16 protein-coding genes are annotated in these 15678 nt (G+C 61.7%); 2 read left to right on the forward strand and 14 right to left on the reverse strand.

Annotated elements, in window-relative coordinates:
* The first annotated feature begins 2 nt into the window (after positions 1–2).
* Entirely contained in the window at positions 3–203 is a 201-nt protein-coding gene (locus CCANI_RS12000; RefSeq protein ID WP_146325306.1) for a type II toxin-antitoxin system antitoxin, read from the forward strand.
* On the opposite strand, the gene CCANI_RS12005 is transcribed toward CCANI_RS12000, so the two are convergent.
* From CCANI_RS12005 to ftsH, 11 genes are all read right to left on the reverse strand, one after another.
* Positions 200–1354 (reverse strand): globin domain-containing protein, encoded by a 1155-nt coding sequence (locus CCANI_RS12005; RefSeq protein ID WP_146325307.1) that lies wholly within the window; start codon positions 1352–1354, stop codon positions 200–202. The two genes, CCANI_RS12000 and CCANI_RS12005, sit on opposite strands and share 4 nt — an antisense overlap.
* A gap of 9 nt (positions 1355–1363) precedes the next feature.
* The gene (locus tag CCANI_RS12010; protein WP_246118293.1) at positions 1364–1813 is read right to left on the reverse strand and encodes an RrF2 family transcriptional regulator; all 450 of its coding nucleotides are present in this window, start codon (positions 1811–1813) and stop codon (positions 1364–1366) included.
* 778 nt (positions 1814–2591) lie between these two features.
* On the reverse strand, positions 2592–3368 hold the full coding sequence (locus tag CCANI_RS12015) for a pantoate--beta-alanine ligase (RefSeq protein WP_146325308.1): 777 nt from the start codon (positions 3366–3368) through the stop codon (positions 2592–2594).
* Entirely contained in the window at positions 3365–3838 is a 474-nt protein-coding gene (locus CCANI_RS12020; RefSeq protein ID WP_146325309.1) for a hypothetical protein, read from the reverse strand. Before CCANI_RS12020 ends, CCANI_RS12015 begins: the two co-directional genes overlap by 4 nt.
* Positions 3835–5109, reverse strand: a complete 1275-nt coding sequence (locus CCANI_RS12025) for a DUF6779 domain-containing protein (RefSeq protein WP_146325310.1) — start codon at positions 5107–5109, stop codon at positions 3835–3837. The genes CCANI_RS12020 and CCANI_RS12025 overlap by 4 nt, the downstream gene beginning before the upstream one ends.
* 11 nt (positions 5110–5120) lie before the next feature.
* Positions 5121–5588: a DUF3180 domain-containing protein gene (locus CCANI_RS12030; protein ID WP_146325311.1), complete on the reverse strand. Its 468-nt coding sequence runs from the start codon at positions 5586–5588 to the stop codon at positions 5121–5123.
* Complete coding sequence (gene folK, locus CCANI_RS12035; RefSeq protein WP_186750349.1) at positions 5585–6070, reverse strand: 2-amino-4-hydroxy-6-hydroxymethyldihydropteridine diphosphokinase; 486 nt, start codon at positions 6068–6070, stop codon at positions 5585–5587. Before folK ends, CCANI_RS12030 begins: the two co-directional genes overlap by 4 nt.
* A complete protein-coding gene (gene folB / locus CCANI_RS12040; protein WP_146325313.1) occupies positions 6070–6417 on the reverse strand; it encodes a dihydroneopterin aldolase in 348 nt (115 codons plus the stop codon). The genes folK and folB overlap by 1 nt, the downstream gene beginning before the upstream one ends.
* Complete coding sequence (folP, locus tag CCANI_RS12045; protein WP_246118291.1) at positions 6410–7183, reverse strand: dihydropteroate synthase; 774 nt, start codon at positions 7181–7183, stop codon at positions 6410–6412. Before folP ends, folB begins: the two co-directional genes overlap by 8 nt.
* 2 nt (positions 7184–7185) lie before the next feature.
* Positions 7186–7764, reverse strand: coding sequence for a GTP cyclohydrolase I FolE (gene folE, locus CCANI_RS12050; protein WP_146325314.1), 579 nt, complete (start codon positions 7762–7764; stop codon positions 7186–7188).
* A complete protein-coding gene (gene ftsH, locus CCANI_RS12055; RefSeq protein ID WP_146325315.1) occupies positions 7765–10173 on the reverse strand; it encodes an ATP-dependent zinc metalloprotease FtsH in 2409 nt (802 codons plus the stop codon).
* Between the two features lie 308 nt (positions 10174–10481).
* Here ftsH and CCANI_RS12060 point away from each other — a divergent pair, with 308 nt between their 5' ends.
* The gene (locus CCANI_RS12060; RefSeq protein WP_146325326.1) at positions 10482–11864 is read left to right on the forward strand and encodes an MDR family MFS transporter; all 1383 of its coding nucleotides are present in this window, start codon (positions 10482–10484) and stop codon (positions 11862–11864) included.
* 1054 nt (positions 11865–12918) lie between these two features.
* Here CCANI_RS12060 and hpt read toward each other — a convergent pair.
* Genes hpt through dacB form a run of 3 tightly spaced genes read right to left on the reverse strand, consistent with a single transcriptional unit; the run spans position 12919 to position 15669 of the window.
* Positions 12919–13506, reverse strand: coding sequence for a hypoxanthine phosphoribosyltransferase (gene hpt, locus CCANI_RS12065; RefSeq protein WP_146325316.1), 588 nt, complete (start codon positions 13504–13506; stop codon positions 12919–12921).
* A 25-nt stretch (positions 13507–13531) separates the two neighbouring features.
* Complete coding sequence (gene tilS / locus CCANI_RS12070; RefSeq protein ID WP_146325317.1) at positions 13532–14455, reverse strand: tRNA lysidine(34) synthetase TilS; 924 nt, start codon at positions 14453–14455, stop codon at positions 13532–13534.
* Positions 14452–15669: a D-alanyl-D-alanine carboxypeptidase/D-alanyl-D-alanine endopeptidase gene (dacB, locus tag CCANI_RS12075; protein WP_146325318.1), complete on the reverse strand. Its 1218-nt coding sequence runs from the start codon at positions 15667–15669 to the stop codon at positions 14452–14454. The genes tilS and dacB overlap by 4 nt, the downstream gene beginning before the upstream one ends.
* Positions 15670–15678: the final 9 nt, after the last annotated feature.

The raw sequence follows: 15678 nt of genomic DNA on the forward strand, positions 1-15678 counted from the left end.
TCATGACCAGAAAAAACGTTCCACTCCGGATTGATCCCGCGGTTTACGACGCCATAGCCCGCTGGGCCGCGGACGATCTCAAGAGCGTGAACGCCCAGATCGAGACCATGCTGCGCGACAGTCTGCGTCGCGCCGGCAGGCTACCCCGCGACACCGGAGAAATCCCCCGCCGCGGGCGCCCACCCAAACACCCCAAAAACTAGCCAATCAACCAATCGTTCGGGGAAAACAGCTCGAAATGAACCCGCGCCGGACGTTCATTTTCCAGCTGTTCCCGAACATTCTGCAGGAACCGCGTGCCGCCGCACAGGTACACCTCCGCGCCCTCCGGGATCCGACCGGCCACGACCAAGCGCTCGCCATCGGCCCGGTAAAACGCCTCATGAGTGGCGTTCGGCAACCCCGCCACCAGCTGTTCCGTCTGGCTGCGCTGGGCATAGCTCTGCTCCGACTCATCCGCATGCAGCACCGTCACGCTCCGCTCCGGAGACACCGCGGACAACATGCCCACCATCGGTGTCGACCCAATGCCCTGCGAAATCAGCACCACCGGCGCGTCCCCCTCATCCAACACCAGTTCACCGGCGGGCAAGGTCACCTCAATCTCATCCCCGACCTGCAGGCGATCCCGCAAAAACGATGACACCTCGCCATCCCGCTCCACCGCGATCTGCCATTCCCCCGCGTCGGCGGCGACCAGCGAATACTGCCGCAGCTGGCGCGCGCCGTCGTCAAGCCGCACGCCTACGGACGTGTACTGGCCGGGCAAACCCGCCGTCAACTCCGCGCCGCGCAACGTGTACCTAGTGACCTTATCGCTCAAATCTTCGCGTGCGGCAATGGTGGCCGTGCGGAACACATCGCCCACCGCAACCCCATCGGAAGCGTACAACTCTTTCTCGTATTGAATCAGGACGTCCGCCATCAACCAGTACACGGCGTCCCATGCCGCGGCGACTTCGGGAGTCACGGCGTCGCCAAGCACTTCAACAATGGCTTCGAACAGGTGCTTGTGCACGATCGGGTACTGATCCTCGACAATGCCCAAGGACGCGTGCTTATGCCCAATGCGCGACAACATCGCCACCGGATCCGGCGCATCCGTGTCAACCAACATCGTGGCAAAGGCGGCTATCGACGACGCGAGCGCCTTCTGCTGGTCCCCCTGCCGCTGGTTACCTCGATTGAACGTATCTGCGATTAGCTCGGGATGGGCCGAAAACATTTTCTGATAAAACAGCGGGGTGATCTCATTGATATGCGCGCCAATCGCGGGCAGCGTCGCGCGCACAATCTCCGCGTGCTCCGGGGACAGCTTACGAATCTGGGTGTTGGGCTGGTGTTTCACAAACATGGGTGACAGTTACTCCTTGAGTACGAATTCGGCTGGATAACGCGCCTGAGCATCCGCAAGCAATTCCCCAAGAGTGATCTGGTCCAGGGACTGGTAAAACGCTTCCTTCGCATCGGCGAGTTTGATGCGCAGCAAACAGTCATGGCGAATAAACGGACACGGGTCCTCGGTGAAACAATCCACCATTTCGCTGTCGCCTTCCAAGGAGCGGATCAGCTTGCCGAGCCCCAGCGGGAACGCATCCTCGCGGATATACACCCCTCCGGAGCGCCCGCGCACGCTGCGGGCCACGCCGAGTTCCACCAATCGCGCCACAACTTTTGCCACATGTGCCTCCGACGCGTGAATATCGGCAGCCAACTTGGAAACAGTAAGCCGTTCCGACGGGTCGGCGACTCCCAACCGCATCACCAGTCTCATGCCGAGATCCGAAAACCGCGTCAAATGCACAAAAATCACCTTACCCAAAACATGTATTCTAAGTTCACCTTTTACGGGCGGCCGGGCGAAATCACGGCCTCAGCAGCACAAACCCACGCTAGGACGCACTCGGGACCAGCGGCTCAAACCTGGAAGCCCACCCCAAATGGGGTCACTGCCCGCGAGCAGCGCACGACACGTGACAATCGCATAAACATACGAACCTACTGCGCAGATCACCACAACAACGTCCGGCCGACACTAATACAAACTTTAATCCGAAAGCCAATAATCCAAACTCGCGCCGACCCAGCCCCGAGCCCCGCCCCCAGGATGCCCCTCCGCCGATTGGCGCGCTGTGGCGATAGGTTGTGTGCTGCGCATGAAATTTTTTACACACGAAACCCGGATTCTGTGTAATTTTCATCATCTGGGGCCGCCCAGGGCCGTCGGTGCGATATTTTTTACACAGATTTCGGGATTTTGATGTAAAAAATATCGGTAGACACCGTTCAACTCCAGTTTTGGCAATTGGTTGTGGGCGACCTACCACATCAAAATGGCGCACGAAACGGAATTCGCCTATGGTTCAACATGGGCAGTGGATTTCGAGAGCTTAGCGAGGCTGCCATGGCGCCGCGGGAAACGAGAAGCACGCAGGGAGTATATGCATGTATAAGCATTTGGCCTGAAAGACCGGCGTGAAGGGTTCAAACCTGAGCAAAAGGTAGCTCAAAGGGCTCAGACCCGAGCAAAAAGGCCGCGCGAAGAGTTCAAGCCGAGTGAAAACCCGGCGGCGGCAGGGGAAGCGAAGAAGTTAGGCCTGGTCGGCGAGGGATTTGAAGCCGATGCCGAGGGGGAGGCCGGCGTTGTCGCTCAAGGTGATGCCTTCGATGGAGGCGGTGATGAGCAAGCGAGCGTCGCCAAGTTCGGGGCCACGCACCTCCAGGGATTCGACGGTCAGTTCGGGGCTCGCGGCCAGCACGGCGCGGGCGGCGGCGAGGACGGCATCTTTCCCGCCTTCGGCAGCGTGGGCGCCGGCGGCAAGGGCGGCGGAAATGGCCAAGGCGGATTCGCGGCCGCCGGCGCTTAGCTCGCGGTTGCGCGGATCCAGAGCTAAACCATCGGGCTCCCGCAGGATCGGCACCCCGTGAACACGCAGGTCAAGGTTGAAATCGGTGATCATGTGCTGCGCCGCAAGCAAGAATTCGTAATCCTTCTCGCTCAAAAAGAGATCGGTGGGCGCAACGATATTCACCAGTTTGAGCAGCACGGTGAGCTCCTCGCCAAACCCACCATCACCACAAACACTAGTTCGAATACCGGAGGGAAAGAGGGCGCTGGAAGATAGCGCCAGCACGCAATCAACGTGGCAGTTGGCGGGGACGGCGGGGGAAGCGGCGTCGATAAGCGCGAGGACGGTGATGGAACCGGGAATGCGTTGGGCTTGCGCGATGCGGTACGCGGTGGCGGCATCGGGCGCCTCGGCGGGAACAAGCACAACGGGTTTGCCCAGCTTGCGGAATGCACGAACAACCGGGCGCACGGCGGCGATCTCACGGAATACGGTGTCGCCGCGTGGGGTAAATGTCATTGTTTTAAACCTCGCACCAAGCTCAGCAATAGTTCCTCGGGCAGCTCCGCCACCTGCAACAAGGCGTTGTATGCCGCGGCCAACCGCTCCCGGTATTCTGCGCCTACGAACTGGTATTCTAGCTCGCGCAGGAGCAATTCGCAGAGCGTGGCCCCGAGTTCGTCGCGGGAGGCCACCGCCCACACGTCCAGCGCGGGGTGGATGCGGGAAAAGGCGACGCTCACCACGTCCGGTGGCTGCAAGGGCGCCAAGCCGGGGCACGTATGTGCGAGGATCTTGCCGCGCAGCTGCGGGAGGGTTCCCACCGCGGAGACCACCGCCGCCTCCGTGGTCTCGGCGATAAGCACCATATCTACATCGCCATCGCCGCCGGAACGGGTCACGCGATGGCCGACATCAAGCAGGCGCCGCTCCAGCTCGGGGTCGGAACCCAGCACCCAGATGCGCATCCGTGGCGGCCGAGGCATCATTGTTGCAGGTTCTTCAGCAGGTCGGCCACGGAGACGCCTTGCTGATGTTCGTCACGCCGACGCCGGCCACCGCGGGCACGGGGCTTGGACGCCGCATGGGACACGGGTTGCACAACGGGTTCCGGGGCGGGGCGTTTCGGCCGCGGCGGTTCCGGCGGGGTGCTGCGATTGGCGGCCGCAGGGCGCACGGGTTCCGGCTGCGGTTTCGGGCTAGGAGCTGCGGCAGCGGGACGCGCGGTTTCCGGCTCCTGCCAAAACGAGTTTCGACGCCGCGACCGCAACGACGATTCCTCCTCCCGCGGCTGCGGTGCCGGTTGGGGCATACGAGACGATTGCGGGGGAACCGGTCGGGCCTCGGCGGCCGGAGTTGCGGGCCGAGCCTGCGGTTGCGGGCGCGCCTGAGGCTGCTGCGGTTGCGGACGCGGCGAAGCCTGCTGCGGGCGGGCCTGGGCGTTATAGGGCTGCGGGCGCGGTTGGCTCATGGGGTCCGAGACGGAAGGACCGGACGCCGCCCCGGCGGCTGCGGCGGCGGAGGTGCGGAACGGGGATTCCGAACCGTGCCTGCTGGAATCCTGGGACGGGGTGTTCTTTTCTATGCCGCCGGCGTCCCAACGCGTGGACGAGAACGCCCCGGAATTAAAGCGCGGCGCGGCGGTGGCTCCTGCCGTGCTCGGCCCGGCGGTCGGCTTGGCAAAGGGCTGCGCCAGGTATTCCGGCTTTTTGGCCAAGGGTTCGCTGATAAAGGAATCTTCCACGTCCACTTCCACGGGTTCGGGAACCACGGGGATGAGCGCTTCGGCCTCCTTAGACAGGCTCGCGCCGCCTTGAGAGCTGTCCAATTCGATTGCGGGCAAGCGGCGCGCCTCGGCTTTGAGGGCGGCGGGCTCGTAGGCGAGCATCACGCCAGAAAGCTCCTCCAGCTGGCTGCGCATCGCGTCGAGCTGGCTGCGGATACCTTCCAGGGTTTCTTCACGCTGCTCATTGAGTTGGCGTTGGTAATCTTGCTGTGCTCTCAGCCGATCGGCATCGATGCTGCGCTGGTTTTTCAGTAGTTCTTCATCATATTGTTTGCGTTTGTTTGCAACGAGGAATCCTGCGACGACACAAGCCCATAATGCGGTAAGCATGGCCACTTTCAGGACATCAGAACTGCCCGAGAATAGCCCAATCACTCCTGCGAGAAGGGCTAAGGCCACCATTACGACCATGAGTATTTGGCCGAGGTCGATTCCCCGCTTCGGCTTGGTCCCTGGTACGTCTCTGGTGCTCATGGCTACCAACTTTAGCCAATGGATTCCGCATCTGTGGGAGGTGGAAGGGTGCAGGCGCGTTCCAAATAGACGCCGGCGGCGGATAAGCTGATGCCACCCAAAAGGCTAGCTAAGACGCCAGCAAGGTCTTCGTTGGCCGCCAGGAGCTGCCCGGCGTTTGGAACTACGTAGCTGGCAAGACCCAAATAAGCGCCTCCCACGACCGCCCCGGTCCAGGCGGAAGCGCGCCCGATGGCGAACCACATCGCCGCACGTAAAGGGTCCAATTGAGTGCTTCCAAAACCAATTGTGCCCCCCTCAATATGGCCGCGTACCTTCCACGCCAAAACCACACACAGGATCGTCATAAGCCAAAGGGTGATAGACACCGTGACGGGGATGGCAAAAAGCTCCTCATAGAAGCGCCACGTTAAGATTCCGGACACCGCCGAGACGAAAAAACCGACGGCAAAAAGATGCGACACGCGTGTCTGCGTCATACCCACTCCTTTGCCACCATTGCGATTCCGGAGGTATCCAGCCCGGCAACCAACTCCGCTACCCGGTATCCACCCAACACCGCTTCCGGCTCCACCGCAAGCCACGGCACCAATACGAAGGCCCGCGCGGCGGCGTGCGGATGCGGCAACCGCAGCTCCTCAGTATCCGAGCGCACCTCCACACCGTCCACCACGCAGGTAACAAGGTCCACGTCGAGGGTCCGCGGGCCCCAGCGGGTGGCGCGACGTCGATAAGCGGCGTCTTCGAGGGCGAGCCCCGCGCGCAATAATTGCACGGGCGTGCGGGAGGTTTCCACGATCAGGATCGCGTTGTAAAAGTCCGGCTGCTCCACCCCTCCCCACGGCGGCGTGGCATACAACGGCGACACCGCCACCACAGACTCCCCCAAACCCGCCACCACGCCACGCAGGTTCGCGGCGCGATCGCCCAGGTTAGAGCCTATGGAAAGCACGGCGCGCATCAGCTTCTCCTTGCCGTCACCGAAACATCAGCGAAGGTGTGCGGTATCGGCGCGTTCGGTTTATGCACCGTCACCTCCACCGCGTGCATGGGAAAACGCGCGCGCAATGTATCCGCGATCTCGGCGGCCACAGTTTCGATCAGATTGCGCGGCGGCCCAGTGACCACGGCGACGGCGATGTCCGCGATTTCCGCGTAATTGATGGTGCCGGCGAGGTCATCGGTGGCGGGGAAGCGCACCCAGCATGTCACATCCACGCGGAAGGTTTGCCCCTCGCGCCGTTCCTCCGGGAACACGCCGTGGTAGCCGTACGCCTCCAGGCCGGTCAGGGTGATGCGGTCAGCCACGGCAGCCTCCCCATTGCCAGGCAACGTCCACGGCGGCGCGATTAGCGGGGATTTCGTGTACGCGCACGCCCCAAGCGCCGGCTTGGGCGGCCAAGGCGCTTACGGCGGCGGTTGCGGCGTCCGATCCGGAGAGGAAACGTTTGCGCGAGGCCCCCACCAGCACGGGGTAGCCGAGCGCGATCAATTGGGGCAGCGCGCGGAGAAGCGCCCAATTGTCCACCGGCGTTTTTGCAAAGCCCAGGCCGGGGTCCAAAATAAGCTTATCGACGCCCGCCCCTACCGCACGCTCCACCAAGCGCTGCAGGCCCACAGTCACATCCGCCACCACGTCGGATTCATTGTGGGCGCTGCCCGCGGCATCGCCGAAACGTTCGGTCTGCCAGTGCATCAAACATGCGGTCGCCTGCGTCTCCGCCATGACGCGCAACATATCGGGGTCCGCGAGCCCGCCGGACACATCGTTGATCAGGTGCGCGCCCGCCTCCACCGCGGCGGCCGCCACGCTGGCGCGCATGGTATCCACGCTGGTGGGAATGCCGGCGTGGCTCAGGGCGCGAATCACGGGGATCACGCGGGAACGTTCCAGCTCCGCCGTAACGCGGACCGCCCCGGGGCGGGTCGATTCACCGCCGACGTCGATCAGGTCCGCGCCTTGCTCCATCATGGTCTTGGCGTGGGCCACGGCCCGTTCGGGGTCGAGCCAATTGCCGCCGTCCGAAAAGGAATCGGTGGTGACATTGAGGATCCCCATGACTTGGCAGCGCATGGCTAGCTCCCCCGAATCAGGCTGAGCACCTCAGCGCGGGAGGCGGCATTACGTTGGAAAAGGCCCCGGACCGCCGAGGTAGTGGTGGTGGTGCCGGGCTTGCGAATGCCCCGCATGGCCATGCACAGGTGCTCGCACTCGATGACCACGATCACGGCTTGGGCGCCGAGCTTATCCACCAGCGCGTCCGCCACTTGGGAAGTGAGCCGCTCCTGCACCTGCGGGCGCTTGGCAAATAGGTCCACCAAGCGGGCCAGCTTGGACAGGCCGGTGACCTGCCCGGAACGGCCCGGAATATAGCCGATATGGGCCTTGCCGTAAAAGGGCACGAGGTGGTGTTCGCAGGTGGAATAGATGGGGATATCCCGCACCAGGACCAGCTCCTGGTGGTTTTCAGAGAAGGTCTTGTTCAGCACCTCCGTCGGGTCCGTGTGCAGGCCCACAAACATTTCCGCATAGGCGCGGGCCACGCGCGCGGGCGTGTCTTGCAGGCCCTCCCGGTCTGGGTCCTCCCCGACGGCGAAAAGCAGCTCGCGGACGGCGGCTTCGGCGCGGGCCTGATCAAACACAGCTTCGGACATCTACTTCTCGTCTTCCCGTTCGATCTGGTCGGTGCGCTCGGGGTGCTCCGGCTGCTCATTTTCCGGCAACCGGAAACCGATCTCCTCCTGCGGCTGCTGCTGTCGCTGCTGCTGGGGGGCGGGCTGGTAGGAGCCCAACGAACCCGGGTGACGGCCATATTGCTGCTGCGGCGGCGAAGTCGGGTGCGAACCATTCGCCGGCGGCCAACCGGGCACCACCCAATCCGAAGGCGGCTGGCTGCCGCCATAGGTGCGCTGCGGCTGTTGTTGCTGCGGCGGCGCGTCGGATCCTTGGTCCTGGGGTTGTTGGTCTTGGTTGCCCTGGGCTTGGTGAGGCTGCGCACCCGGGCGCGGCGGACCGAGGCGCGACGGGCCGCCAAATTGCTGCCGCTGCTGCGCCAATTCCGCCGCCCGCTTCTCGCGCGCGGCCTTGCTGGCCTCAAGGATGCTGAACTTCTTCGGGGGCTCCTCGCCGCGTTCGATGGCCAGCTCCGTAGGGGTCTTTACCGGATCGCGATCCTTCTGGCCGGGGAACCATTCGTTTTCACCGGGGAATACCTCGATGCGTTCGCGCGGCGTTATACCTTCGAACAAAGCCTCGAGGTCGGGGCGTCGCAAAGTTTCCTTTTCCAACAACTTTTCGGCGAGGCGGTCGAGCACGTCGCGGTTATCGCGCAGGATATCGTAGGCCTCTTGGTGGGCCAAGCTAATCACGTGGCGGACCTGATCATCGATGGTCGCGGCCACCGTCTGGGAATACTCAATGCGCTCCCCCATGCCCGGCATGTGGCCGAAGGGACTGCCCTGCTCTTCGCCATATTTCACGGTGCCGATGGAAGGCGACATGCCGTACTCCGTAACCATCGCGCGGGCGATCTTCGTGGCCTGCTCGATGTCATTCGACGCCCCCGTGGTGGGCTCGCCGAACACCAATTCCTCCGCCGCGCGGCCGCCCATGGCGAACACGATGCGTGCGAACAATTCGGCGCGGTTATACATCCCCTTATCGTCCTCATCGGCCGTCATTGCGAAACCGCCGGTGCGGCCGCGGGCGAGGATGGTCACCTTATATACGCGCTCGATATCCTTCATGGCCCAGGCGGCGAGGGTGTGCCCGCCCTCGTGATACGCAGTGACCTTCTTCTCCTTCTCGGAGATCACCTTGCTACTGCGGCGCGGGCCGCCAATCACACGGTCCGTAGCCTCCTCCAGCGCATCCGCCGTAATCACCGTGCCACCGATGCGGGCGGTAAGCAGCGCGGCCTCATTCAACACATTCGCCAGGTCCGCGCCCGACATCCCGGCGGTGCGCTTCGCCAATGCGTGCAGGTCCGCATCCTTAGCAAAAGGTTTCCCCTTGGCGTGTACTTCCAGGATCTGCTCGCGGCCCTTGAGGTCCGGGTTGGACACGGGGATCTGGCGGTCGAAGCGGCCCGGGCGAAGCAGCGCCTGGTCGAGGATATCCGGGCGGTTGGTGGCGGCGATCAGGATCACGCCTTGGCGGTCGCCGAAACCATCCATCTCCACGAGGAGCTGGTTCAAGGTCTGCTCGCGCTCGTCGTGTCCGCCGCCCATGCCGGAGCCACGTTGGCGGCCCACGGCGTCGATCTCATCAACGAAAATAATGCAGGGGCTGTTTTCCTTCGCCTGCTTAAATAGGTCACGCACGCGGGAGGCGCCGACGCCCACGAACATTTCTACGAAGTCGGAACCGGAAATGGAATAGAACGGCACCCCAGCCTCGCCCGCGACGGCGCGCGCAAGGAGGGTTTTACCCGTGCCGGGCGGGCCGAACAACAGCACGCCACGGGGGATTTTGGCGCCCAAAGCCTCGTAGCGGGCGGGGTCTTGCAGGAAATCCTTGATCTCGTGGAGTTCGTCCACAGCTTCGTCCGCACCGGCCACGTCCGCAAACGTGTTTGTGGGCATGTCCTTGGTTAATTCCTTGGCGCGGGAGCCGCCGAACCCGAACATGCTCATGCCGCCGCCCTGCACGCGGCTGAACACCCACATCATTAACCCGAAGATAATGAGAATGGGCAGCATGGTGGTGATGAGCGTGTAAAAGAAACCCTCACGAGTCACCGAGGTGGTGTATTTCTCGGTTTCGGCGCTGGCGACTTTATCAAAAATCAGCGGGGCCGTCCGGGCTGGATAATCCGCAATGATTTCCTTGACGCCTTCGCGCTCATCAACGGTGATTTCCTTTTTCAGCTTTAATCGGAGGCGCTGTTCGCGGTCCTCGATTTTGGCTTCCGCAACGTTTTTCAATTCCAGTTGTTTGATCGCAACTGAGGTATCCACGCGTTGGAAGCTCCGGGAATCATCCGTTAGCACAGTAATTGCGAACAAGGTCATAAGGACCACGGCAGCGATACCGCCGTACTTCAGCAATTTCTTGTTATCCATGGGGCTGCCGCTCGGGGGCCTTTCTACTTAGCACACGCATCATTTACTTTACGTAACGCGTTCCCAGCCTACTTCGTTCCTTCGTACACCGTGCAACGCCGTGCCAGCTACACCTGACGCTTTCGCCGCGTGTTCACGTGTATCAACCGAAAATGCGCTATGACAATAGCTTTTTGTTATGCAACGGGCAGAAACAAAAATCTAAGCTAGACTCTGGTCATTTCACTCTAACAACGTAAGCATGAGAGAACCTAGCCGTGAATGCTGTCGCACAAAAACTCCTTTTGTGGGTCCTTGTGATTTCCACAATGGTGATGATCCTCAACGAAACCCTCTTGGGTGTCGCCCTACCGACCATTTCGGAGGATTTCCACGTCACCGCCGCAACAGTACAGTGGCTGACCACGGGTTTCCTATTGGTTATGGCGATTGTAATCCCGCTGACAGGCTGGCTGCTACAACGCTTTTCCACCCGCACCATGTTCGTCGCCGCCCTCGCCCTGTTCACCCTCGGCACGGTGACCTCCGCCCTCGCACCGGTGTTTGGGGTGTTGCTACTCGGACGCATGATCCAAGCGATCGGCACCGCAATCATTATTCCGCTCCTCATGACGGTCGCGCTGACTATCGTGCCACCGGAACGCCGGGGTGCCACGATGGGTCTGATAGGCGTCGTCATTTCCGTTGCACCTGCGTTGGGGCCCACCGTGTCCGGCGTAATCCTGAGCACGTTTACGTGGCACTGGCTGTTCTGGCTGATCCTGCCGATCGTTCTACTATGCTTGGCGGTGGGCGCTCGCTATACCCACAACGTGTCAGAACATACGCACACGAAACTTGACGTGGCATCCATTCCCCTGTCCGCGGTGGGTTTTGGCGGCGTCGTCTATGGCCTCTCCCAACTTGGCGACGCCGTGGAACACCACAACCCAACACCGTTTATCGTTCTAGCGCTCGGCGTAGTCTTTGTTGGTGTCTTTGTCTTCCGCCAAATCAAACTCGGCAAACGCGGCGAAGCCTTGCTGGACATGCAACCGTTCCGCTTTCCGGTGTTCCGAGTCGCCGTGATCGCCATCGGCTGCAGCATGGGGGTGCTCCTAGGCACAGCGGTGGTGCTGCCCTTCTTCCTACAAAACGCACTAGGCGCATCCGCGCTGGCCACAGGCCTGCTGATGCTGCCCGGAGGGCTCCTGCAAGGGTTGGTCAGCCCTGGGATCGGCCGGCTTTACGACTCTATCGGTCCCCGCCGCCTAGTTATCCCCGGTGCCGTCGGGCTGCTCACCGCCTCAGTCGCATTATCCCTGTTGGGTACGGGCACCAGCCTGTATGTGGTGCTGGCATGCCACATGCTCCTGTGCCTGAGCTTGGCCTTTGTAATGACCCCCATGATGACCGACGGTTTGAGCGTTCTCCCCCAACAGCTTTACAGCCACGGATCCGCCATCTTAAACACCCTGCAGCAATTGGGCGGCGCGGCGGGCACCGCCCTGCTCGTTGCCACCATGACTATTGCCGCCCAGAATGCCGGTTCGGCCTCTGCCACGGATACCGACAGTTCCGTTCTTGCCCGCGAAGTCGCCACCGCCGCCGGCACCTCCACCGCCTTTATGGTTGGCGCTGCCCTGGCCCTTATCGCGTTAGTGACCACCTTGTTCACCAAATCCCGCCCGGCGTCCCCCGCCGCCGCGTAGGGTTTATGCCTTGGTTGCTTGCGGGGAGGCGGGTTGGCCTCGGTAGGTAGGCGGGCGGACCTCGGCGGGTTGGCCGGCGGGCCTCGGCGGGTGAGTTGGCTGGCCGTAAGCGCGCTGTGGCGATAGGTTGTGTGCTGCGCATGAAGTTTTTTACACACGAAACGCCGATTCTGTGTAATTTTCATCATCCGGGGCCGCCCAGGGCCGCCAGCGCGATATGTTTTACACAGATTTCGGGATTTTGATGTAAAAAATATCGGTAGACACCGTTCAACTCTGGTTTAGGCAATTGGTTGTGGGCGACCTACCACATCAAAATGGAGCAATTAAGGGAAGTTGGCCATAGTCGACTAAGGGTAGCGGATTTCGAGGGCTTAGCGGGGCTGCTACGACGAAAGTTTTCTATTGGCCAAAATATATGGTTTTATATGCGCTACTGGGTCACAAGCTGCGGGCCCAGAATTAGGATTTGCCGGTATCGAGGTGGCGAATCCTGTCGGGTTTCTAGCGCCACCAATCTCACGGCGCCAACCTTTGCGCCACATATTATAACTTCATAGCTTTTGCCAAAATCTACCGAGCATCAGAGCTTCAACCACGCAGAAGTGCAGAACACATCTTGCACCTTGACTCGTTGAGCGGCGGACCGTCGGTGAGCGGCGGACCGTCGGTGGCGATGGCACAAACCGGGTGATCGGCGGGCCGTCGAGTGGCTGACAGGGCGCTGTGGCGATAGGTTGTGTGCTGCACATGAAGTTTTTTACACACGAAACGCCGATTCTGTGTAATTTTCATCATCCGGGGCCGCCCAGGGCCGCCAGCGCGATATTTTTTACACAGATTTCGGGATTTTGATGTAAAAAATATCGGTAGACACCGTTCAACTCTGGTTTAGACAATTGGTTGTGGGCGGCCTACCACATCAAAATGACGCAATTACGAGAATCCGGCCATGGTTCAACATGGGTAGCGGATTTCGAGGGCTTAGCGGGGCTGCTACGGCGAATGTCAAAATGGCGGGCCGCCCCACTAAACCAGAACCCCGCCTAGCCGGTTATTCGCCGGCGTAGACGCGGGAGTGGAGGGTGCCCACGAAGGGGAGGTCGCGGTAGCGTTCTGCGTAGTCCAGGCCGTAGCCGATGACGAATTCGTTGGGGATGTCGAAACCAATGTCGAACAGGGTGACCTTGGTTTTTACCGCTTCCGGCTTGCGCAGGAGGGTGACCACTTCGAGGGATTTGGGGCCGCGGTTGCGCAGGTTCTTCACCAGCCAGGAAAGGGTAAGGCCGGAATCGATGATGTCTTCGACGATCAGAACGTTTTTGCCCTTGATGTCACGATCCAAGTCCTTGAGGATGCGCACCACGCCGGAGGAGGTGGAGGCGTTTCCATACGAGGAGACTGCCATGAATTCCAGCTGGCTCGGGATGCTCAGCGCGCGGGCGAAGTCGGTGATAAAGAAGGCGGCACCTTTGAGCACGCACACGAGGATGAGGTCGTCCGGTTCGTCGTGGTAGTGTTCGGATACTCGGTCGGCAAGCTCCTGGATACGGTGTTTCAGCTGCTCTTCACTGATCAAAACCGATTCGATGTCGTTACCGTAGCGCTCTGTGGGGACGTTGAAGTCTTTGGTGTCGTGCATGGTGTGGTGGGCACCCTTCGAAAAATCAGCGGTCACGCGTTGAATGAGACACTGAAAGAATGCCACCTCTTCGCCGAACAGCCAAGCCTTGTGCACCAACTAATACCTCGCCTTGGCCGTGCCAGTCCGTGACCAGGCGCTCGATAGCGGAGATGGTGTCGCCTTTCACCTGCGCATTATGGTGATGTAACCACGCGGCGATGAGTTGCCTGCGGCGCGCTGGGTGAACTTGCAATTCGGCAATTTCGAGGGTGTCTCCCACCACGATGCCCTCCTGCACAAACGAGTGTGCGAGCGCAGCGTCAGCGGCGGCTTGCGCAAAGGCGGGAACGCAATCTCCGCCGATGATTTCGTTTAACACCGGCAACACCTGTTTGCGCAGCGCCACCCGGCGGAAACGGGTGTCTTCATTATGCGGATCCCGCCAGTATTCGAACCCCAGTTCCTCACACGCCGCGACCGTGTCGGCCCGCCGCACCCCCAGCAGGGGCCGCACGATATTGCCCCGGCGCGATTGCATGCCGGTCACGCGGCCGCGCAGCGCGCTGAGCAGCAGGGTTTCGGCCTGATCGTCCATGGTGTGCCCCACCCATATATCCCGCCCGGCGGCGAATTCTTCCAAGGCGGCGTACCGGGAGCGGCGGGCGGCGGCTTCCATGCCTTCGTCGGCGGTCGGGACGTCGATACGCACGATGGTGCTGGGGCAACCACAGCGGGCGGCAAGAGCGGCGGCGTGTTGCGCGACCTCGGCGCTGCGTTTCTGCAGGTCATGGTCAATGATCACGGCGTGCGCAGGCGCCCCTTCGGCGCGGGCGGCGGCCACAAGCGCGACGGAATCCGGACCGCCGGAAAGGCCGATGATCGGAACCGGCCCCTCCGCAAATGGTCGAACAGCCAGGCGAACGCGAAGGAAGGCGGGGCTGACGCGGGGCCAAAACGGCGCGGTCATCGCAACGCGGTGGTGAGGGCATCGAGGGCGGCGCGAGCGGCCAACACTTCGGAGCCATTAGAGATCAATGCGAACGTGTAAACCACACCTTCTTTCGAAGTAACGGTTCCGGCTAACGACGACGTGTCCGTCAGCGTGCCCGTCTTCGCGCGCACCCAGCCCTCGCCGTCCGTATCGTTAAATCGGGTTTTCAGGGTGCCGGTGCCGCCCGCCACGGGGAGCGTGTAAATCAGGTCGCGCAATTGGTCGCTTGTCACGGCCTTTAACATGATGTTATCCAGGATTTTCGCGGTGAGCAGGTTGTCCGTGGACAGGCCGGAGCAATCCTCCACCTTGGCGCCCGTGAGGTCGATACCGTTTTCTTTGAGCACCTTGGTCACGGCGCTCGGCGGGTTGGTGCCACCGGAGGAATCCACCGCCAGCGCCACCTCGCGGCCGATGGACTCGGCGACCACATTGTCGCTCTCCAGCATCATATGGCGCAGCCGTTCAAACAGGGGTTTGGATTCGATGCTGGTCAGCTCCTTGCCCTCGGAGCCGCTGGTATACCCAAAGCTGGTGGCGCCGATGCGATCCGCCACGCCCTTAGCCACGTCCAGCCCGGGCGTCGCGGAACGCGGGCTTTGCTCAAGCATCACGGGCTCCATGGGCGCGATAAACCCGGCGCCGATATCGGCGGGGTCCCACGACGGATGCATGGGCTCCCACTTCCACGCGCTGGTATCCACCAGCACCTGGTCCGCGTTTCCGGCGGCCGCGGCAAGCTTATCCAGGTCTTCCTCGTCGAGCTGCACGTCCCCGCCGCCCTGGATCACCACCGTAGAATCGTTTTCCTGCACGAGTTTAGTGTGCACCTTATGGTCGTGCGGCAATTTCAGCAACGCGGCCGCCGCGGTAAGCACCTTCATCGTTGAAGCCGGGCGCGCCGGCGTGTTGTCCTCCTTGCTCCACAGCGTTTCCCCGGTGGAAGCGTTGGAGATCCTGCCCACAAACTCGCCAAGCGCGGGGTCGCCCAGCAGCTCGTCGAGGTTTTTCGGCGGTTCGCCGGTGTTGTCGGCCTTCTGCACAACCTGTTTCACCACGGGAATCGCTATTGGTGGGTCGTGTTGGATGGCTTTCTGCTCGGCGGCTTTAAAGCCGGCGTATCCGGCGACCGAACCGACGCCGAGCATTGCTACCACCACTGTGGCCGCCCACCATTTTGATCCTGCCATGCTAGCTTT

The organism is Corynebacterium canis (assembly GCF_030408595.1).
Taxonomy (GTDB): domain Bacteria; phylum Actinomycetota; class Actinomycetes; order Mycobacteriales; family Mycobacteriaceae; genus Corynebacterium; species Corynebacterium canis.